Origin of the sequence: Desulfopila sp. IMCC35008, from assembly GCF_010646885.2 — a bacterium.
GTDB lineage: Bacteria > Desulfobacterota > Desulfobulbia > Desulfobulbales > Desulfocapsaceae > Desulfopila.
Genome location: NZ_CP050700.1, coordinates 677,691 through 698,698, shown reverse-complemented (window position 1 = coordinate 698,698; position 21,008 = coordinate 677,691). Strand labels below are relative to the sequence as shown.

Sequence of the window (21,008 nt, the reverse complement as noted above, 5' to 3'; positions counted from 1 at the left end):
TCGACCGACAAGGAGAACTACATGTCATTTAGCAAGGTACTGGAACAGTACCGGGACTTTTCCTACCGGCGCTTTTTCGACGGTGTCAGTAATGCGGATATACAAAGTATTATCAACAAATCCGCGCTCACTCCGCTGGATTTTCTGGCGCTTTTAAGTCCCCGAGCATCAAACCATCTCGAACCGATGGCCGAAAAAGCCAGGCAACTGACGATACAATATTTTGGCAGGACGATTCAGCTTTTCTCCCCGCTCTATATCTCCAACCACTGTTCCAACCATTGTGTTTACTGTGGTTTCAACTGCCAGAACGGTATCAATCGCCGAAAACTCGCTGTAGATGAAATTGCACGAGAGGCAGAAACAATCGCCGCCTCCGGCATACAACACGTACTATTGCTGACCGGGGAGGCTCCGCAGGTCACCCCGGTCTCCTACCTGGTTGAAGCCGTAACCTGCCTCAAAAAATACTTTGCCTCTGTCTCTATAGAAATATTCCCCATGGAAGAGGAGGAATACCAACAACTGGAACAGGCAGGGGTTGATGGATTGACTCTTTTTCAGGAAGTGTATGATCCTGTAGTCTACAAAAAAGTGCATCTAGCAGGACGAAAACGGGACTACCGCTTCCGTCTCGATGGTCCCGAACGCGGTGCCCGGGCCGGGTTTCGTATGGTTAACATTGGCACCCTTCTCGGCCTGGGAGAGCCTCGCAGCGAATTTTTCCTAACCGGACTGCATGCAGCCTACCTGGACGACACCTTCCTTGATACCGAGATATCCGTGTCACTGCCACGCTTCAATGAGGCGGAGTGTGATTACCGGCCTGATTACCCGGTCGATGATAAAACGTTTGTCCAGTTCCTTCTTGCCCTGCGCCTTTTTCAGCCACGTGCAGGAATCACCATATCCACACGCGAAAACGCTTACATGCGTGACAATCTGATGCAGATCGGGGCAACCCGTTTTTCGGCAGGAGTTTCCACCAGTGTAGGTGGATATTCGCTTGCCGGCAGGGACGATACCCCTCAATTCGAAATTACCGATGAGCGGGATGTAGCTGAAATGGCGCAAGCCATAACTGCCGGAGGATATCAGCCGGTGTACAAAGACTGGGACAGATCTATATGAAAATCGGCATAGCGGGGGTGGGAGGGATAGGCTCCAATGTTGCTGTTAACCTCGTCCGGAGCGGTATCAGGGAGTTGACTATTGTAGACTATGACAGGGTTGAATTATCCAATCTCAATCGTCAGTTCTATTTTGCCGACCAGATCGGACTAAAAAAAGTCGACATGCTGACCGTTAACCTGCAAAGAATAGTCCCTGACCTTCAGATTCAAAGTCATGATCTCCGTCTCACAATAGACAACTGTGAACAGCTTTTTCACAACTGCGACACAATTGTTGAAGGACTGGATAAAAGCGAAGATAAGAAAATGGTGCTCGAACAGTTCGGTACCAGCAAGTTTATTGTCTCAGCCTGCGGTATTGGTGGCAGTGAAATAGTCCCAATTGCGACGCGACACCTTGGTACATCCCACATTGTCGGTGATTTCGTCACCGACTGCAGTCAACACCAACTGTATGCTCACAAGGTTATTGCGGTCGCAGCCCGCATGACCGAACTATTACTTACTCATCACAGCCATGAATAATACACTTCCAACAGGAATTTACGGAATTACAGCAGAGAAATTCTCATGCGGCAGATCAAATATCGAGGTCGCCAAAGCAATGATCAAGGGTGGTATCAAAGTAATCCAGTACCGCGAGAAACGGCACCTGAAAGACTATCGGGACATCCTGGAAGAATGTCGACAGATGAGAAAACTCACCCGGGAACATGGAGTGATTTTTATCGTAAATGATTTTGTCGATATAGCCATACTGGTCGACGCTGACGGTGTCCATGTCGGGCAGGAGGATCTGCCAGTCGCTGCTGTCCGCAGCCTGCTGGGCTCTGATAAAATCATAGGTCTCTCCACCCATTCACCGGAACAGGCAACACAGGCTGAGCTTGACGGTGCTGATTACATCGGGGTCGGCCCCCTCTTCACCACCCAGACCAAGGAGGATGTGTGCGATGCCGTCGGCCTGAAATACCTTGAACATGTTGCGAGCCATAGCACTCTGCCCTTTGTGGCCATCGGCGGAATCAAGGAACACAACATCAAGGATGTTATCGGTCGCGGCGCCCGCACCGTCTGCCTGGTCACCGAGATTGTGGGAAGTGATGATATCGTTCAGACCGTAAAAAGGCTGCACACCTTTTTTTCATAAATGGCGGAAAAGAATTTCAGTAGATTTCTCTTATAAAACTAAAAGGCTCCTTGAATAACCAGAGAAATCGTACAAATTCGAGATGCGATGAAAAATAGAAATTTTTCAAGGCGCCCTATAAATCAATCAGCACTCAGGACATCCTTAACACCCTGACTCAACTGGTTGATGGTATATGGCTTCCTGATAAACTTTGCAGCCCCAAGTTTCATTACTTCTTTCACATCGTCACTCTCAGAGAAGCCACTGGTAATAATTGCTTTTTGTCCCGGATGGATACCAACGATTTCCCGGTACGTCTGTAGACCGTCCATTCCCGGCTTCATCAACATATCAAGGACAACCAGGTCGGCGGACGCCTGTTGCAGGTACTCCACAGCCTCCTCACCGGAAGACACTGTCTTCACCTCATAGCCCACCGCACCCAGCATCCGCTCCGACAAATCGCGCAGCTGTTTCTCATCGTCTACCACAAGAATATGCTCCCCGTTACCGGTAAGATCTGATTGAGCGCCAGGAACACTCCTGATATTTTCTACTTTGCAAATCATAGGAAAAAACAGGCGAAATCGTGTCCCCGCATCTGTATTATCAACCTCCACCTTACCTTTGTGGTCCTCCATGGTGTTCCAGACAACAGTAAGGCCCAGTCCTGTACCACTCCGCCCCATTTCCTTTTTACTGTAGAATGGATCAAAGATGTGCTCCAGATCCTGCTCTACGATGCCAGGTCCCGAATCAAGGACATCAAGAACCACATACGCACCGGTATCACCCTCTCCCCGGCAATTACTTTTAATGGTAATTATTACCGTACCACGGCCCTCAACCGCTTCTGCACCGTTATGTACAAGATTCATTACACATTTTTTCACATGGACGGAAGAGCAGAGTACCCAGGCTTCCGGGCAATCGTACCGATGCTCAAAAGATACCAGGGGGTGAAACTTTTTGAGTTTCTGAAACTCGGGCGATGCAAAGTACTCCCTGATAATGGACACCAGATTATGATGTTCCTTGATATTTATTGATCCACGGGCAACAGTCAACAAGTCTTCAACCACCTGGGCGGCCCTCTTGCCAGAATCATGAATCGCCACAAGTGGTTGCCTCATATGGCTCTCCTCCGGCAGATCCATCAATAACAGTTCCGGGTAGCCGACAATGCCCGAGAGGATATTATTGAGATCATGGGCCACACCACCAGCCATGAGTCCGATCGATTCCATTTTCCGGGCATGGTACAGTTGCTCAGCAAGGTTTTCCTTTTCCGCTTCAGCGCGCTTTTTTTCCTCAATCTTAATCCGTAATTTCTGGTCGTTTCGCCATAGCCTCTTAATCAGTACACGCTGCTTCCATGCCAGTATTGAAATGATAAGAAAACCGACCAGGGCTGTTGCTGTGACAAGCAGGAAAAAATACTGCCATTTTTCCCGGATCTGCTGTTGCCAGGTATAAAGCCCCTGCACCCCGATATTGATATCTTTTTCTATTAAACTGATTTCATTAAAAATATTTGAAAAAACCTCCCTAACCTCAACAAGGCCGGCATTGCCCGGTTGAAGTTCATATGCTCCAATCTTCTCTTTCGCCCCTACCACAAGAGGGGCAACAATATTAACCAAGGAATCATTATCAAAATATTCAACATTGATAAATCCCAGGGAAGCACTCAAGTAATCAATAGATTCGCCAACCATCTCAGGATCTTTACGCAACAGAGCTGTCAGATACGAATCAAACGCCTTATGGTTGAGACTCTCAACTTTGAAGGTGTGGCGCATCTCCGCGCTGAGACGATTGAACTGGTTGGAAATGTGTTCCTGCTCGGGAAGAAGAGCAGAGGTGTATATATAAGACGAGACCGAAATCCCCACAATGACCAGGAAAACAAGGAAGATGATCGTTTTCGTAACAGGATCTACCTGAATTTTACGGTTGTTATCATCCATATCCACTTCGGTAAGATCTCCTTGGAATCGTGTTTGTCCGGATCATATTCCGGATAAACAATTCGTAACGGCCCCTTGTTTTCATAGTCCATATATTTATCGTTGACACGAGTCGCGACCATGATTTTGTGAGAGGCCCAGTTAGCCCGGGAAAAGGTTATCTGGTAGCCGTCAATCGCGAAGAAAGAGACACTCTTCACACCAGTATTTCCATAATGAGTCACGAACTTTTCCATCATGACCCCGGTAAAACTGTTTTTCTTTTTCTCAAAAGGATCGTTTATCTCTACAGTGATGACACCAAGATCTTCAAGTTCAGCCACCGTTATCCGTTTCTTGTTTCCCTGACTGATGCTTCCCTGGAGCTTAATTATTGCACTCCCGTCTGCTTCTGTGGCTTGCAACGAGATGGGCAACATGGAAAAAATTGTTATGACGAGCACAGCACTGGCAACAGCAACTCTTCCAAACATGAGACGGCCTCCTTCAAATACGCTAACGAGTAATTCCTCTTAGTATAGTAGGCCTGCTCAAAGAGGTACAATAGAATCGTGATTATTTAGCTACCTTCCTGATTTAGTTTATTTTCAAGATCAGGAACAGCATGAGCTACGACAAGAGGCATATTGCCGATATCGGAGTCTCCCCTACCCCGAAAGTTACATTGAGAGCATAACGAATTTGCTGGCCAGGTGTGCGGAGACACCGAGAGAACGATTCTATGACGTACAATGTTGATGATGAATTTGCAGTATCAATTGCAGATACTCCATTGTGGCCATCGGATTATTCATCTATATCCAACTCAGGATACAATATCTTAATACAGTCTGGGCATATACCGTGGCTAAAAACCGCCTCGGAGTGGGCTGAAACATACTCCTCCACCTGGCTCCAATAGCCCTGATCATCCCGAATTTTTTTACAGGAGGCACAAATCGGCAAGAAGCCACTGAGTTGCTTCACTTTGGACAAGGTTTTTTCCAGCTTCATGATAAGCTCTTCCCGCTCCCGTTCTGCATCTTTCTGCCGGGAAATATTGCGGGCAACATGGACAGAACCCATCAGGCTACCGTCATCGTGCAAAAACGGGGCACAGGTAACCAGAAGCGGGATCCCGACTGCCGGGTCGTCGACCTCCTCTGTTACTGTCTGCCCTTCGTTTATTGCCCGAACATGAGGGCAATTATGCCAGGGGGCTGTGCTGCCATGCATAACTTCGTAGCAATATTTACCCACCAACTCTTCCGGAGGGGTCTTTAAAAAAGAGCTCAAAGCCTTATTGACCCTTGCAAAGCGCATGTTTTTATCATGCACAGAGACAAAATCAGGGATAGTATCAAACGTCTTACTCCACTGTCGGGCAACAAACTCCAGAGACTCCGTCATTTTTCTACGTTCAATTATCCTCTCTTCCAGCTCTCTGTTCACCTCTCTGTATCTTGCGGTTCGCTCTTCAACCATCGCCTCCAGGTGTTCCATCTGACGATGCAGTTCCCGGCGTGCCTTTTTCTCCGTTGAAATATCCCGTAAGAACATGGCAACACCACTCCTGCCCTCCAGCTGTATGTCGGCAAATCGTATAACGATGCTCCTGCCGGCAACCTCCCCTGGTACCTCATATTCAACATCATTGTTATCGGCCACAAAACTGTTGAGCGAATCGAGAATATACTGTTCGGCGTCCCCTTGAAAATGGGTCACCACATCCGTCCCCAACAGGGATTCTTTTGCAACATTGAGAATGGCGGCAGCGGCACTATTACAGGTGACAATTTTTCTATTGCCGGACAACTCCAGAAACCCATTGTCCATGGTATCAAGCGTTACTGCAAAATTCTTCCTGGACTCCAGAAGTTCCTGGGCCACAGTGCTGCAATAGATGTGCTGATAGCCGAGTACAGTTTCAGGTAACTCCTCCACCCGCCCTTGCGCTACATAGTCAAGAACCAGGTCAATATTCCCTTCAATCTCAGTTATCGGCCCTTTAGCTATACAGGCATTGGCCCCAAACGCCCTGAAATCCAACCCTTCTTCAAATGCTACTGCAGAAAGGATAACCAATGTTGTCCTGGCGAATTCACTCTTTCCCCGTAAAATCCGGCAAAGATTTTCCCCATCAATATTGGGCATGACCAGATCAATAAAAATGATCTCAGGCTGGTATGACTCGAGCAGTTCCAGGGCTGACAACCCATCGACAGCTGTCTTGACACTCCATCCTTTCTTTTTGATAAGGTGAGTCAGGAGTTTGATAAATACTTCGTTGTTATCAACTGCAAGTACTTGCCTGTTCATTACAATCTCCAGGAATTACCGGATGTCTTTTGACAACCGTCCCCCCCCCACCAAACAAAAGTAAGTAACATAGGATACATCTTTCAAACCAATTTGAGCAAGGCCATACTATGTAGTTTTTGTCACGACAGAGACTGTCAGCATTGCCCAGTGCCTCCACTCTTTCTATTGCCCGTTATTATCCCAGGTGGAATAAATTAAATCATTCTCTCTCCCGGTGATAAGGCTATCCTGCATGTGACCAGTGTTTCTAAACAGAATTATCAGTGTTTTCAGGCTGGACCTCAAAGTCTTAAGAGCCGTTTTTCAACTATATAATGATTTTTCTTACCCTTTTTTCATCTTGTAATTGAACGGTTCTGAAAAATGGCATAAAGTCAACTAATCCCGTGACTAAATCGGACCATCGAAACCGATCGCACTTTTTTTGTCACAAAGATGATATATAGTACATGTAAGATTCTTATTTAAGGCAATATCCAGGCTACCATGGACCAAAACGTTGACGCTCCTGCAATAGACCGTATCCAAAAACGGTTACAGATGTTCTTCCCCGATGATACTTATACGGAAGATGAAATCAGGGATGAATTAGACGCAGGAAATATAATCGCCACCGCAGCAGGTTTTCTCCCCTATCTCCAGACTGCACTTCTTGACGAAAAGCTTATCGAAGTCCAGTTCGACAGCCATTCCCGTGTGTATTTCGGACGATTAGCCGATGACCCACCCCCTCCTCCTGAGCCCGTTGAGGGAGAAGAAGAGGTAGAGGAGCCTGAGTACAGTCCCGGTGAATATCTCAGTACTATGAGCCATGTTATTTCCCTGCCAGTTGAACCCGGACTCGGGAATATGCACATCAGGTACAGCAAGACCATTGTCTTGCGTTTTTTCACCTCTTCCTATGCGATAGAACTTGGTACCTTTTACCAGGAACACACCAAGGTTGACGACCAGCCTGTCCTGAAACTGGACTATCCTGCTATCGGCAGGATAGTCCGCGGTGCCAGGGAGTACACCGCCAAGGTACCCAAAGGCCTGGATCTCAATGTGAAAATTATCAAAAGAGAATGGAAAAAACCCATTACCGCTGAAATAAGCGATATGAGTGCAAGTAGCTTCTCCTTCTATTTTGATAAAGGTGTTGAAGAATTGCTTGCCGTCGATGATACCCATAAGTTTCAGATCCTCCTGAACGGCGAAATTATTTTTGAGATAGGTGGAACCATCCGCATGCTGGCTAAGGCGAGAAAGCAAAAATCCATCGAGAATATTTGTACTATCCAACTCGATCTTTCCAGCAGGGCCCTGGCTGCAAAAGTTGAATCCACCGTTGCTACGGTCCAGCGTGCCCACCTCAAGGAGGTGGCTGAACTCTCCGAGGAAAGCGGCTATGATCTGATCGCCTGAGGCGACCTGCTCCCCTCCCTGCCAGATCTTCTTACCAGGAACTCTCTCCCTTGACAGGAGCAATATTCCTGCCAGGTAATTGGTCAGGTTCGTACATCCTTTTCCTCTGTTTCTGCCTGAACAGGTTTGCAATGCCGGTTCAAAAAGAAACTCGGACCAAAGGGCAAGAACACTGTTGCCATATGCACAGATTTGGTTCATTGTGTAACCGCCTCCGACCATCCCCACTTCCGTCGGCAGGAAAAGAACAAAGGCGATATCCAAACTTCCCTATGGCATATACAATGAAAAAAGTACTCTTTATATCTCCACAACCATTTTTCCAATGGCGGGGTTCTCCAATCCGGGTAAGCTTTAACCTGCTGGCCTTAACAAAACTCGGCTACAAAGTGGACCTGCTTACCCTGCCCATAGGAGAAGACAGAGCCATAGAGGGTGCCCGGGTTATCCGCGTGGCAAATCCTTTTAAAGTGAAGAATATCCCGATCGGTCCTTCACCATGGAAGATTTTCTTTGATCTCCTTATACTTTTCAAAGGGTTGTCCCTTTGCCTGCGCGAGAGGTATGACCTGGTACATGGTGTGGAAGAAGCCGGTTTTATTGGCGCCGTCCTGGCCCGGGTCATCCGTGCACGAACTATTTTTGAAAAACATTCCGACCCCTTTTCCTATAAGAAAGGGTTTGTAAAAAACTGCATACTCCGTGTATATGCCGCAGTTGAAAAACTCTCTGTACGAATGGCAGATGCAGTTATCTGCACCGGCCCGGGCCTTGCAACCCAGGTAAACAGCATGGGAACAACCACCCGTGCATTTGATATCTTCGATATCCCCTCATCCCTTGAAGAGGCATCAGAACAAACAATCAGACAGACACGGGATGAGCTGCTCCAGGCTGAAAACGAAGTACTTATCACTTTTGTCGGTTCCTTTGCCGTTTATCAGGGAGTCGAGCTGATGTTTGGGGCCATTCCCCATGTCGTGCAGCAGGCAGCAAACGCCCGCTTTGTCATCATTGGCGGATCTGTGGATGAAATCAGGGAGCGGAAACAACACCTCGCACAGCAAGGTGTCGGCGATAATGTAACATTTCTCGGTAAGATACCACCCGATATTCTGCCCAACTACCTGGCAGCTTCCGACATCCTTCTTTCACCGCGTGTCTCCGGGGTCAATACTCCTCTCAAGGTGCTCGACTACATGAAAGCGGGTAGGTCTATTGCCGCAACGGACATCCCTTCCAACCGCCTGCTGCTTGATGAGGAGACTGCCGTCTTTGCACCGCCGGAACCAGAATTGTATGCACAGGCCATAGCCAGCCTCGTGCAGGACAGGCCCAAACGGGAACAGCAGGGGAAACGGCTGCGGGCACTGCACGAAAGCACCTACAACTTCGACCAATACTGCAACCGGCTGTCAGAGTGCTATGACTATGTTTGGAACAGGGCATAGGCAACAAGTCAACTCATCGCTTGCCTCATTTCTGCTTTGAAGTTACGTTGAAAAAATGGTACAAGCCCTATTTTCCGCTTTAAAAAATATTGTTTAATAACCCCTTATCCAAGGTTTTATAAAAAATGTCTGAAAATATCTGCAAAATTCCGGCAGGAACCCCTGTTCTCGTGACCGGTGCCACAGGTTTCACAGGGACAGTGCTGGTCAGGAAGCTGGTTGATGCCGGCCTGAAGGTCAGTGCCGTCGCCAGGGCCAGCTCCAACCTGGAACCCCTAAAAGATCTCGACATCAACTGGTTCCGCGGAGAAGTCTATGACGAAACCATTATGAAGCAAGCGCTGCAGGGACAGGAATATGTTTTTCATGTTGCCGCAGCCTTCCGGGAAGCAAAAAGCACCTATCAGGACTACTGGAACGTACACGTCAAAAGTACCCAGATCATTGCCCGTGAAGTATTGAATAATCCAGACTTCAAGCGATTCGTGCATATCTCTACCTTTGGCGTTCACGGCCACATCAAAAACCCACCGGCAACCGAAGAAACCGAATTTGCCCCCGGTGACGATTATCAGCGCACCAAACTCGATGCTGAAATGTGGCTGAACGAATTTGCCGCCGAAAATGACCTGAACTACACTATCATCCGCCCTGCTGCTATCTACGGCCCGGGAGACCGCCGGCTATTAAAACTGTTCAAGATGGCGACCAGGAAGTACTTCCCGCTTCTCGGCAAAGGCAAATGCATGTATCACCTGGTCCATGTCGATGATCTGACCAACACCTTTATCATCGCTGCCACGCATCCTGACGCCCAGGGTGATACCTTTGTGAGCGGCGGAGACGAGGCAATCCCCATCGCAGATATTGCGCGGATCATTGCTGATCATTTCAATGTAGACATGAAGATTTTGCGTCTGCCGATAGGACCGTTCTTCCTGGCAGGCGATCTTTGCGAGATGATCTGTAAACCGTTCGGAATTGAACCTCCGATCTATCGAAGGAGGGTAGCGTTTTATTCAAAAGACCGCCATTTCGACGTGAGTAAAATGCGTAATGTGCTGGGCTACCAGCCCTTACACTCCAATAAGGACGGAATTATTGAAACTGCTGACTGGTACGTCCAGCAGGGGTGGATGCAAAAGAGCTGACAACAACCGAGGATTTCATGAAAACCATTACAGTATTAGGAAATAATTCCGGTCGCAATGCGGGTGACAATGCAATACTTGGCAACCTGCTTGATGATTTCGCCCTGAAGCGCTCGGATATCCATTTTAAGATCCCGACGCTTAATACCCGTTTCATTCAAGATGCTTTTGGCAAGCACAACATCAAACCAATCGGAATGCTGCCATGGAACCTGGCACTCAAGAACCTTGGCTGGCCGATGTACAAGGCCATGACCGACACCCAACTTGTTCTGGTTACTGATAATATCCTGTTCGACAGGAAATTTTACAACCCATTCGTCAATAACCTGAACGCGATCTCCATGTTTGCCCCATTCTGTAAAAAGAAGGGTATCCCGATCATCCTGTATAACGCCAGTGTCGGCCCAATTGACCGGGAAGTGGGCAAGAATGCCTTACAGAAAGTTCTCGATTGTTCCCCGCTTGTCATCACCAGGGACCCCAACACCAAGGAGCTAATTGAGAAACTTGGCCTGCGTCATCCGGAAATCAAGGTCCACGCTGATTGTGCCTTGAACACCACCATTCCCTCCGAGCAACGCATGGAAGAGATTATTGCGAAAGAGGGCCTCTTCACGAACCCGATCGGCACCATCGGCCTCAATGTGAACGCGTATATTGATGACTTCAATGAACAGGGTACCATCAATCGTGAGAAGTTCTGCAAGATAATCGCGGCCACAGCAGACAACCTGATTGAGACCCTGGGTGTTGATATCATGTTTACGGTAAGCCAGATCATGGATATGAAAATCACCAGGGAGTGCGTCGCCTGCAGCCAGCATCAACATCGTATCAAGATTGTCGGCAACTGTGACTACACCTATGAAGAGCTGACTGGTCTGCTAAGCAGGGTCGAAATACACGCCGGACTCAGAACCCACACCCTTATCTTCTGTGCATCGGCCGGTACCCCTATGGTCAATATCAGTGCCTATCCCAAGAGCGCCGGTTTCCTGAAAACAGTCGGCATGGGAGACTGGACCATTACCTTCGATAAACTCTCCACCGAGAGTCTCACAGAGTTAATGATGAAATCCTGGGAAAACCGGGAAGAGCTGAGTGCGCAAATGAACCCGATTGTGGTTGGGGAAAAGAAAAAATCCAGGGATAGTGTGGATGATGTCTGCCGGATCTTGGACAACCTGTAACTATCGGGACAGACATTTCATCATTTCAGACAAGAAGGCCGATATCGGGGTGTGTTAATCGCTACGATGTCGGCCCTTATCATTTGGCCTTTATCCACCTGGATTCCTATAAGTACCAATACTCACAAGTTACGCCCATGAAAAGTTTGGGTTAACCGGGAAACAGATACAAAGTAACTCGAAAAAACTGCCTCAATAGTTTCCATCCTAAAACTAGGCGTTCCGAAGTCTACTCTTATCTGGTCCAGATCGAGGCATGTGAGAAATTGTACCACCACCATATCTTTGATATCACGGAGTCTCGTGCCGCGCTAACCCGAGGATGAAATTCTAAGCATAACGATGATATTGGCCAGGTAGCCAAGATTCCGCATGGGTTGCTTTTAGATGGGAATCCTGGCTACATTAGTCCACCAGCCTTCCAAACCCTTTTCAGGTTCAGTGCCTCAACCAGATAGGCTTCCCAGTGCTCATTACTATTTGGACTTCCAAATTTCTTATGATATTCCTCGGTAATCATCTGTTTTAATCTGGTACTTGTAACCTGCCATTCAACTTCAAGGTCATGTCTCTGCTCACTTGTCATTAGTTACTCCTGATAGTATCAAAGTTATTTTCTATATGACAACATAATATTATGTGAATCTTACAAAAACCTAACAACTTCACCCATCAACCAAAGCCAGGGAGAATAATTCTCACCATGTTCAGCTATCACTATTATGCGCGTCTCAAACTTGAATCAGGGAATATTACAGATAGGGATGGTATCATAACTACATCAAGAGCGATTTGTACAAACAATGATTATATGCAACTAAAGAAATATCTGATCCGGGAAGCCGGCAGTGAAATTAAACGCATATCAATCATCAGTCTTTCCTTTCTTGGGAATCATGAATAAGAGGAACTATGATACCTTTCATTGAATATGGATTTGCAATTCTGGCCCTTACCTATTACGGAGGGCAGGTCTGACCGTTCATGGCCTCCCTGTCCCCCGTGCACCTGGGGACAATAATCGGTAGTGGTTTTCTGCCTCTGCTCCTGCTCAGGCCGTTTCTCGCCAACTATTTTGTGAATAATGCGGTTGGACCCAAGCAACCCAAGAGGGCCTTTATCCTTGACTTTTGCATCTGTACGGGAGCTGCTGCCATCATAAACATCTATAACCTGTTCAATCTTGGGTTTCCAGCCGTCAGCCTGATCTCTCTTTTTATCGGCTGCGTCATAAGCGGCTTTTTTATCGGCCTGAACTCCTCGCTCAGGCAGGAGCGCCATGTCATCCTGCAGGCCATGAAATCGGAACAGAACGTACCTGTCCCTAAGCGATTCTTTCCCATGACCCGGAAATTTTCGTATATCGCTGTAACAACCTCCCTCTTGGTCTCCCTGGTTCTTATCATGGTTTTCACCCGGGATGTGGAGTGGCTGGCAACAACCGCCCGTGATGCGGATTCTATAAGCGATGCCAAGATGTCGGTTATATTCGAGATCTTTTTTATCATGGGTGTCCTGCTGATCCTGCTCATGAACCTTATTTTTTCCTACTCAAAAAACCTCAGGCTCCTGTTCAATAATGAAACGCAGATTCTGGAAAAAGTGCAGAAAGGAGATCTGAGTAACAAGGTTCCGATAGCCACCAACGATGAATTCGGTATCATCGCGGGCCATACCAACCATATGATTGATGGTCTGCGACACAGGTTCGAGCTTATAAATGCACTTAAGCTTGCCGAAGAAGTCCAGCAGAATCTGCTTCCCACGCAGAGCCCGTTTTTACCTGGATATGACATCAGCGGGGCATCTTTATATTGTGACCAGACCGGCGGTGATTATTACGATTACCTCTTACTGTCCGAGCATAAAGTGGGAATTGTTGTAGCAGATGTGTGTGGTCACGGTATCGGTGCTGCGATGCTGATGACGTCGATACGGGCATTTCTGATATCCGCCATTCGCTCCTACTCTAATCCAGCGGAATTGCTGAACAGGATCAACATCTCTATTTCACGTGATTGCGCGATCAGTGGTCGCTTCACCTCCATGTTTTTCCTGGAGATTGACCATCAAGATGACCGGCTAAGATGGGTCCGGGCGGGTCATGAGCCGGCCATCTGCTATCATCAAAAGAGTGGGAAATTCACAAAACTGGAAGGCGACGGACTTGTTCTGGGAGTGGAGGAATCCTACACCTACACCAACAATACCTCCCGTAGTTTCTCACAGGGCGACATTATTTTGGTAGGCACAGATGGAATTCACGAGACCAGGAACAGCAAAGACGAGCTATTCGGCCAGGAAAGGGTGCAGCACAGCATAAGCACCCACAGCCATGAATCCGCTCGGGTCATACAGCAGGCGCTTGTCGATGAAGTCATCAGGTTCAGGGGCGACATGCCCCAGGAAGACGACATTACCCTGGTTGTAATTAAAGTGAAATAATTCTCTGGGAAGAAGGTTACTCGTCAAGCATAGTCATCAGCTTCTCCTGGAACTCTTCATCATACATAAGCATTTTCGCTACCGCCTGGCAGATCGACCCGGCCAGTCCTTCCATATCTGAAGCTGCAACATTTACTGATATTTCGCCATCTTCCGCTGCTTCCAGAATAAGTGCTGCTTGATTTTCTTGGAGATCCACATCTCCCTCCTTTTATATATTGAAGTAAATTCTTACACTTCCTACTCTATACCTTACAGGGAGGAACATGCAACGTTTTACACCATGATTATTCCACCAACATCTTGAGAGACAAACGATAGGTGAGAATACCCTTTTCCATCCCCTGCTTAAAAAACCCTCCTTGATCTTTGAAAGTATTGGAAAAATTCTGTATTTTGGTATATTGCATTAGTAGGAAGGTCGTGTAACGACACTATCCAGTTCACCACAATGTTGGAGAGCACCTACCCAGGTAATACATATATTACCTTGAAATTATTAGACAAAAACAGCGGATCAGGTTTCTCTACCGACCACCCTGTTCCTCATTACCTGTACAGCCATATCGGAGGTTCACATGCGGATAAGAAGACTTTTTCAGATTTTACTGTTAACCCTTTTGTCCGGCGTCCTCGGGGTTCTCTCGACCCAGGCCAATGAAATCAAATGGCTGCAGGGAGGCAAGGAGGTCTACCTGGTCAGGAAGGCGGATAATTTCATAATTCTCTATGACAGCTCAGGCTCAATGGATGAAAAGTATCCCGGCACCTACATGCATCAACTGCAGGCGGTACGTAAAATCCTTTTGGAGAAAAACGCCACCCTTCCCGATATGAACTGGCAAGCAGGAATCTATTCCTTCACCCCCGCCGGGGAAATGAAGAACCTAATTGACTATTACCCGATGCAGCAGTACGACAAAAAGAAGTTCAGCTTGACCCTGTTAAAAAAGCTTCCTCTTGAGCCCACCGGTCCGACCATGCTGCAGATGGGATTATTCGAACTCAATAAAATTGTACCGAACCTGCGTGGCAGGACCGTGATTTTTCTGTTCAACGATGGCCAATATTCCCAAGTTGATAGCATGCCCGGCCCGAGCAAGCAGGCTGCTGAACTCGCTGCCCTCTATGACATCTGTTTTGTCGTCATCAACACCAGTACCAGAAAAAACAGTTACAATGAGCTGAAGAAAATCGCTGCGGTAAATGACTGTTCATATATGGTGAATATCGGCGATCTTCTGGGGAACCCAGAGTGGATGACGAATGCCCTGTTCGAAGTAGTCGATGACCCACACGGCAAAGATATGATCCCCGGCTACATATGGGAAAATATCCAGTTTGATTTTGACAAGTCCAATGTTAAGTCACAGTATAAAGGAATACTTGCAGAGGTAGGTGCCTACCTGAGGGAGAACAAGAATACCAGGATCGTGCTCAAGGGTCATACCGATTCTATCGGCACCCATGAGTATAATATGAAACTTTCCCACCGCCGGGCAGCAAGTGTCCGCAAATACCTGGTAGAAAAAGAAGGTATAGACGCAAGCAGGATCACCCTGAGTGGGTTCAGTTTTGATCAGCCGATCGCCTCAAACAGTACAAAAAAAGGCCGTGCACTCAACAGGAGGGTTGAAGGTATTATTACCGGTATGAAGTAAAGGGAACCCTAAAAGCCAGAGCCCGATAAATAGCAGGGTACAGGTTCTCTCTCCTGTACCCTTTTTCATTTCCGGCCATTTTCCAGAGCATCTTAAATAATCTGTTTGGCCAGCACTTCCTCATGATCACGAGCTGTAGGGAAGAATTCCAACCCTATGCAGCCTTCATATCCACTCTCCCTGATTGCAGCCAGCACGTTAGGATAATTGATTTCCCCGGTACCGATTTCATGCCGCCCCGGTACATCCGCTATATGAAAATGGGCAATATGGTCAATATACCGGCGAATATTGTTCACCAGATCCCCTTCCATTATCTGCTGGTGATAGACATCAAACAACATTTTTACGTTTGTGGAATCAACCTGTTTCAGCACCCTGACCGCCTCTGCCGATAAGGAGAGGAAATATCCTTTGTGGTCGTAATAGGTATTAAGCGGTTCGATGGCCAAAACAATGTCTGTCCCCGCCAGCATACCTGCCGCCTCCTTCAAACCTTCTGCCAGAGTATCGAGCTGGTCTTGCCTCGCAGTGCCGGGTAGCTCATCCCCGACTTGCGAAATGAGTATCCTGGTATTGGTTTTCCAGGCATTTTCGATCGATTCAGCCAGCCCTTCAAGGTACTCACTCCGCCTGGGAGGGTCGACAAGTGAGACAAAGCGTGTGCAGTATGCCGCAACCCCTATCTTGAGCTCCTGGCTGAGATCTGCAATTTCATCCATATCCTTATCCCACCAGCTCCAGAATTCAAATTGCTCATAACCAAGAGAGCTGACCGCTTTTATTCGCTCGCCAAAGGGTCTGTCATCAAAAAAGATATCCAGGCAAGGTGAAAATTTCATACGTTATCCTCTCTAAGCTTCCATTGATAGACACAGTTACACCGGAACATTGACATCCTCTCTAAGGATAACAAAGGTTAGGATGTATTGAGAAGATATTTGAATACAGATCCACTTCAACAACCAACGTATCAGAGGACAAGACATGACAAACAAACGGATATGCATACTCTGCCTGGTCGTAATTTGTTTTTTCATTTCGGCCTATACCCTTATGGCCGATGAAGGAAAACTTGCCCCAACCCAAGTAACCAGCCAAATCTACATGTTATCCGGGAAGGGTGGGAACGTAGGTGTTTTCATGGGGGATGACGGAACGTTTTTGATAGATGACAATTTCGCTCCCATGACAGAATCGATGGTCAAAACAATCAAGTCGTTAGGTGGCACACACCCACGCTTTCTTATAAATACCCACTATCATGCCGATCACACGGGTGGTAATGAAAATATTGGCCAAGGCGGTACCCTCATCTTTTCCCATGACAACGTCAGGGAAAGACTGGTAACCGGCTCCTACCTCGAACCGTTCGAGGCACAACTCGAACCAACACAGGCTCCTGGATTACCTGTGGTAACATTTTCTGAAGGTATCAGCTTTCACATTAACGGCGAGACAGTCGCCGCCATTCATGTCGGACACGCCCATACAGACGGTGACAGTTTTATTATTTTTGAAAATGCAAATATTATCCACGCCGGAGATCTCTTCTTTAACGGCTTTTATCCCTTTATAGATGTACACCACGGTGGTTCACTCAAAGGTATGATCCGTGGCGTTGAAGAGCTGATGTCACTCTCCGATGACAACACCAGGATTATTCCTGGCCATGGCCCGCTGGCCGATAAGAACCAGCTTCGACAGTATCAAAAGATGTTGCAGACGGCCTATGACCGATTGAGGGTTCTAAAAGCCGATGGTTACAGCGCCAAGGATGCTGCCGAGGAAAACCCGTTGGCCGATCTTGAAGAGGAATGGGGGGACGGACTCTTTAAAGGGAGCCGATGGATAGAGATCATCTATCCTGGAATTTAGTAATCGAGAAAAGATTCAATCAAGTACTTCCCTGATTGTTGCAGCCAGTGTGGCGATATCGACTGGTTTATACATAAAACTTTTCACACCAAGCGTTATCGCCTCCTGCTCCGAAAATTTTTCTGAATACCCTGTATCAATGATTACCGGCATATCAGGTCGCACGGACATAAGCTGAACTGCTCATCTGTCACCTCCCATCCTGGGCATTGTCATTTTTGTCATGACCAGGTCAAACCTGTCGGACCTCGTATTAAAGGCCTCAGCTGTATCGCCAAGAGAACTGAGAACCTGCTGGCCTCAACCAGCTCATTCTCATCATCAACCAGCATTACGGTTTCTGTCCCGCGTGGCAGATTCTCTTCTATATCTATACTGTTGTTCTCCATATCTTGAAGGACCGGAAGATGAGGATAAAGATTTGAGTGGGATCGCTTCTTCGTTTATGCCCGCAGATATTTCCATGAGCAAGAACTGGATATACAATTTGCACGTCCATTAATTCAGCAAACTCCCCTGTATTTTCAGATAGCCAGAACCGAAACCAATCGGTTCATTAAGTTCAGGATCAGAGAATATCACATCGATTGCTGCATCAGGGATGAAGAGTTCTGCTTCAGTATGTCTTGCCACAAGGTTACTGAAATATCTCTGTGCTTGCTCATCATCAGAATCGAGGCAATAGGCGTCTGTCTGCCAGTGTACAGTGCAGGATAGGGTAAAGCCGACAACCTGCCCCAGGCGACTGTGAACGAATCCATAAAGCATAATTGTTTCTATCTTTTCCTTGGATTGCGACACTTCTAAATGGAAGATCTCGACGTGACTCCTGCTCCTCTTCCCCTGACCTTTATAGGCGGCTGCCGATTCTTTCCGTTTCATAATGCCAGGCTCCTTTTTCTAAGTGGATTAATCCCAAATTGACACAATGTTTATGAGAAATCTGGTTTCAATGGTTTCTCAATGTACTATCGGCATTTTAGAACTATCCGTTTGCCCGCAAGCGCCAAATAATTTGCAGTTTACGCCGGAAACATACTACACTGGCAGAAACACCAGATAATGAAGGAGAAAAATGTATCTCACCAAACTTGCTAGCGCCCAGCTGCCTATCTGGAATGTTCTGGAATTTTATGGCCAAGACGCAGAAGAAATATTCCGCTGCGCCCATCTTGATCCGGCACTTATGCACCAACAAGGCGCCAGGTGCGCCCTGCATAAAATCAACCTGCTCTGGAGGGAAGCGGCCAAACGAATACCTGACCCCTGCTTTGGCTTGCGTGTTGCCGATAACTGGCATCCATCTAATTTCGGTGCCCTCGGTTATGCCATGCTTGTCAGTAAAAGCCTACGTATCACCCTGGAAAGGCTGATTCGTTTCCACCAGGTCATCTCCGATTCTCCATTCGGGCGCCTGGAAGAAGATAAACATAGGGGGACACTGAACCTGACCCTCACCTTCGGACCTGACACGGGTGCGCCTCCTTCCCGTGAAGACGCCGCCCTGGCCTGGATAATGAGTGTTCTCCGGGTGAATTACCAAAAGGAATTATCGCCGGCCTCAGTGGATATTGTTCACTCAAAACCGGTCTGCAGCGGCAGGTATTATGAATTTTTCCGTTCACATATCGTCTTTAACAGCGAGTTCAGCACCCTGCGTCTGCCTTTGGAACTGGTAGACAAATCCCTGCCGGGCGATAACGAGGAACTGGCCGATTTTGGGGAACAGATGATGATCCGTTATGTGGACTCCCTGGATAGACATACGCTGAAAACCAAGGTGAAAAAACGTATTGCCGAGCACCTGCCATCCGGCAATGCAACACTGGAGAATGTTGCCTCTGAACTGGCTTTCAGTACAAGAACATTACAGCGTATGCTGCAACAGGAAAACTCTTCTTTTCTTCAGCTTTTGAATGAAACCCGAAAAGATTTGGCGATCGGTTACGTCAACAATAAAAATCTTGACCTGACAGAGGTCGCTTTTCTTTTGGGTTTTGCAGAACTCAGCACATTTTCCCGCTCCTTTAAACGCTGGACCGGTCTTTCTCCCAGCCACTTCAGGAAGGCTGCCTGAAACGGAATAACTGTACCAGGAAACTGGCGAGGAGAATTCCCATAAACCCTCCGAGGCTATTCAGCACCAAATCCTGCATGCTTGAATCCCTTCCCGGCAGCCACCCCTGGAGTAATTCCATAAAGAGGCTCAAACCGAAACAGAGTCCCAGGGAAACGCCCGCAGCTGAACGTACCCGCAGACCTGTTATATAACGGAAGCAGGCAAATACAAGAGCCCCTAAAGGGATAAAACCCACGACATTGAAGAAAGCATCAAGCCAATAGGACTGGGAGTGAATCTCCTTGTGTGGCATCGACAAAAAGGTTTTTTTCAGAATCACAGGTCTCTCGGGGATAAGCAGACTATTACCGGTACCGGACATATCGGTAACCTCCCGTCCCTTTCCCTTAGTGAAGTTGTATAGAAGTTTCAGTTGCGATGAATCCAGACCTTCCAGCGATGACGTCTGCCGCCATTTCAAATACTGTTTTTCTACTTCATTGGCAGACAGGGATCGGCCATAAAGTGCCAGTCCGTGAAACTCACCATACCAACTATGTCTCCCATAGACCGAATTGCCCAGGATCAGCCTCAGGTTTTCCTTTGCTTCTGGAATCTGTAATCTCCAGCCGTCCGTCTCTCTCGCTTGCTGACCATCGATATAGAATTGCGTACCGGATGATCCCGACGAGAGTGTCAGAAAACTGATCTTTCCAACATGTAGCACATCAGGTACGGATATTCTCGGTAATCGTCTGGAAAAATCATAGTCATCACCATTCATGATGATAACGGATCCCCCCCAATGCCAAATCGCCAGTTGTGAACTGTCGTTACCATCATGCAGCATCAGGAGAGGGCGAAACCCTTTTTTCTGCAGGGTCGAAGCCGTCACCGCTAAATGCAAAGTGAACTCCCCGGTGAATTCGCTGTCCGAACCAAACGTGAACCTATCCACAAAGGCTATGGCCGGTGGTTCAAAATGGATGGCATGCAAGTTGGGAAGCCAACGGACCTTGTTCTCCTCCGGCCAGTATTTTGGGCGCAAGCCAAACCAAAGAATGAACAGGATACAAACAACCGTCAGCATGGAAAGCCAGGACGTATCCTTTTCCAGACCTCTTGGATGAATAAGGGATGTTACAAATCCTTTCTTCACTCCACTCCCCATAGCAGTAAGGAACCGGTTACCAACCTCCTACCGATGAACAACTACGCCCTTGCCCG

Annotated in this window: 20 protein-coding genes; 11 read left to right on the top strand and 9 right to left on the bottom strand. The window is 47.4% G+C overall.

Annotation, left to right across the window (positions count from 1 at the left end; genetic code table 11):
• The first annotated feature begins 21 nt into the window (after nt 1–21).
• From thiH to thiE, 3 genes are read left to right on the top strand one after another with little or no spacing between them, the layout of a single operon-like run.
• A complete protein-coding gene (thiH, locus tag GA520_RS03150; protein WP_163338135.1) occupies nt 22–1,131 on the top strand; it encodes a 2-iminoacetate synthase ThiH in 1,110 nt (369 codons plus the stop codon).
• Nucleotides 1,128–1,658 (top strand): sulfur carrier protein ThiS adenylyltransferase ThiF, encoded by a 531-nt coding sequence (gene thiF, locus GA520_RS03145; protein WP_163338136.1) that lies wholly within the window; start codon nt 1,128–1,130, stop codon nt 1,656–1,658. The genes thiH and thiF overlap by 4 nt, the downstream gene beginning before the upstream one ends.
• Nucleotides 1,651–2,283 carry a thiamine phosphate synthase gene (thiE, locus tag GA520_RS03140; RefSeq protein ID WP_163338137.1) on the top strand — a complete coding sequence of 211 codons (633 nt, stop codon included), beginning with the start codon at nt 1,651–1,653 and terminating at the stop codon, nt 2,281–2,283. Before thiF ends, thiE begins: the two co-directional genes overlap by 8 nt.
• A 122-nt stretch (nt 2,284–2,405) precedes the next feature.
• On the opposite strand, the gene GA520_RS03135 is transcribed toward thiE, so the two are convergent.
• The 3 genes from GA520_RS03135 to GA520_RS03125 all read right to left on the bottom strand — a co-directional run bounded on the left by GA520_RS03135 (nt 2,406) and on the right by GA520_RS03125 (nt 6,533).
• Complete coding sequence (locus GA520_RS03135; protein ID WP_240910146.1) at nt 2,406–4,235, bottom strand: response regulator; 1,830 nt, start codon at nt 4,233–4,235, stop codon at nt 2,406–2,408.
• Nucleotides 4,205–4,708, bottom strand: a complete 504-nt coding sequence (locus GA520_RS03130) for a hypothetical protein (RefSeq protein ID WP_163338139.1) — start codon at nt 4,706–4,708, stop codon at nt 4,205–4,207. Before GA520_RS03130 ends, GA520_RS03135 begins: the two co-directional genes overlap by 31 nt.
• A gap of 313 nt (nt 4,709–5,021) precedes the next feature.
• The gene (locus GA520_RS03125; protein WP_163338140.1) at nt 5,022–6,533 is read right to left on the bottom strand and encodes a response regulator; all 1,512 of its coding nucleotides are present in this window, start codon (nt 6,531–6,533) and stop codon (nt 5,022–5,024) included.
• Nucleotides 6,534–7,022: 489 nt separating this feature from the next.
• Between GA520_RS03125 and GA520_RS03120 the strand changes: the two genes are divergently transcribed.
• The 4 genes from GA520_RS03120 (at nt 7,023) to GA520_RS03105 (ending at nt 11,738) form a co-directional block, all read left to right on the top strand.
• Entirely contained in the window at nt 7,023–7,943 is a 921-nt protein-coding gene (locus GA520_RS03120; protein WP_163338141.1) for a hypothetical protein, read from the top strand.
• Between the two features lie 284 nt (nt 7,944–8,227).
• Nucleotides 8,228–9,394: a glycosyltransferase family 4 protein gene (locus GA520_RS03115; RefSeq protein WP_163338142.1), complete on the top strand. Its 1,167-nt coding sequence runs from the start codon at nt 8,228–8,230 to the stop codon at nt 9,392–9,394.
• A gap of 125 nt (nt 9,395–9,519) precedes the next feature.
• A complete protein-coding gene (locus GA520_RS03110) occupies nt 9,520–10,545 on the top strand; it encodes an NAD(P)-dependent oxidoreductase (RefSeq protein ID WP_163338143.1) in 1,026 nt (341 codons plus the stop codon).
• Nucleotides 10,546–10,562: 17 nt separating this feature from the next.
• Nucleotides 10,563–11,738: a polysaccharide pyruvyl transferase family protein gene (locus GA520_RS03105; protein WP_163338144.1), complete on the top strand. Its 1,176-nt coding sequence runs from the start codon at nt 10,563–10,565 to the stop codon at nt 11,736–11,738.
• A 400-nt stretch (nt 11,739–12,138) separates the two neighbouring features.
• Here GA520_RS03105 and GA520_RS03100 read toward each other — a convergent pair whose 3' ends face one another.
• Nucleotides 12,139–12,324 carry a hypothetical protein gene (locus tag GA520_RS03100; RefSeq protein ID WP_163338145.1) on the bottom strand — a complete coding sequence of 62 codons (186 nt, stop codon included), beginning with the start codon at nt 12,322–12,324 and terminating at the stop codon, nt 12,139–12,141.
• Nucleotides 12,325–12,722: 398 nt separating this feature from the next.
• On the opposite strand from GA520_RS03100, the gene GA520_RS03095 reads away from it, so the two are divergent.
• Complete coding sequence (locus GA520_RS03095) at nt 12,723–14,183, top strand: PP2C family protein-serine/threonine phosphatase (RefSeq protein ID WP_163338146.1); 1,461 nt, start codon at nt 12,723–12,725, stop codon at nt 14,181–14,183.
• Nucleotides 14,184–14,199: 16 nt separating this feature from the next.
• On the opposite strand, the gene GA520_RS03090 is transcribed toward GA520_RS03095, so the two are convergent.
• Nucleotides 14,200–14,382 carry a twitching motility protein gene (locus tag GA520_RS03090; protein WP_163338147.1) on the bottom strand — a complete coding sequence of 61 codons (183 nt, stop codon included), beginning with the start codon at nt 14,380–14,382 and terminating at the stop codon, nt 14,200–14,202.
• Between the two features lie 379 nt (nt 14,383–14,761).
• On the opposite strand from GA520_RS03090, the gene GA520_RS03085 reads away from it, so the two are divergent.
• Nucleotides 14,762–15,844: an OmpA family protein gene (locus GA520_RS03085; RefSeq protein ID WP_163338148.1), complete on the top strand. Its 1,083-nt coding sequence runs from the start codon at nt 14,762–14,764 to the stop codon at nt 15,842–15,844.
• A 92-nt stretch (nt 15,845–15,936) separates the two neighbouring features.
• On the opposite strand, the gene GA520_RS03080 is transcribed toward GA520_RS03085, so the two are convergent.
• Nucleotides 15,937–16,686 (bottom strand): hydroxypyruvate isomerase family protein, encoded by a 750-nt coding sequence (locus tag GA520_RS03080; RefSeq protein ID WP_163338149.1) that lies wholly within the window; start codon nt 16,684–16,686, stop codon nt 15,937–15,939.
• A 145-nt stretch (nt 16,687–16,831) separates the two neighbouring features.
• Between GA520_RS03080 and GA520_RS03075 the strand changes: the two genes are divergently transcribed.
• A complete protein-coding gene (locus tag GA520_RS03075) occupies nt 16,832–17,722 on the top strand; it encodes an MBL fold metallo-hydrolase (protein WP_163338150.1) in 891 nt (296 codons plus the stop codon).
• Nucleotides 17,723–17,737: 15 nt separating this feature from the next.
• On the opposite strand, the gene GA520_RS03070 is transcribed toward GA520_RS03075, so the two are convergent.
• Together GA520_RS03070 and GA520_RS03065 are read right to left on the bottom strand one after the other, a co-directional pair.
• Complete coding sequence (locus GA520_RS03070; protein ID WP_163338151.1) at nt 17,738–17,893, bottom strand: hypothetical protein; 156 nt, start codon at nt 17,891–17,893, stop codon at nt 17,738–17,740.
• A 327-nt stretch (nt 17,894–18,220) separates the two neighbouring features.
• Nucleotides 18,221–18,604 carry a hypothetical protein gene (locus GA520_RS03065; protein WP_163338152.1) on the bottom strand — a complete coding sequence of 128 codons (384 nt, stop codon included), beginning with the start codon at nt 18,602–18,604 and terminating at the stop codon, nt 18,221–18,223.
• A gap of 193 nt (nt 18,605–18,797) precedes the next feature.
• Here GA520_RS03065 and GA520_RS03060 point away from each other — a divergent pair, with 193 nt between their 5' ends.
• Nucleotides 18,798–19,799, top strand: coding sequence for an AraC family transcriptional regulator (locus tag GA520_RS03060; RefSeq protein WP_163338153.1), 1,002 nt, complete (start codon nt 18,798–18,800; stop codon nt 19,797–19,799).
• Here GA520_RS03060 and GA520_RS03055 read toward each other — a convergent pair.
• Entirely contained in the window at nt 19,783–20,940 is a 1,158-nt protein-coding gene (locus tag GA520_RS03055) for a VanZ family protein (protein ID WP_163338154.1), read from the bottom strand. The two genes, GA520_RS03060 and GA520_RS03055, sit on opposite strands and share 17 nt — an antisense overlap.
• Nucleotides 20,941–21,008 lie beyond the last annotated feature (68 nt).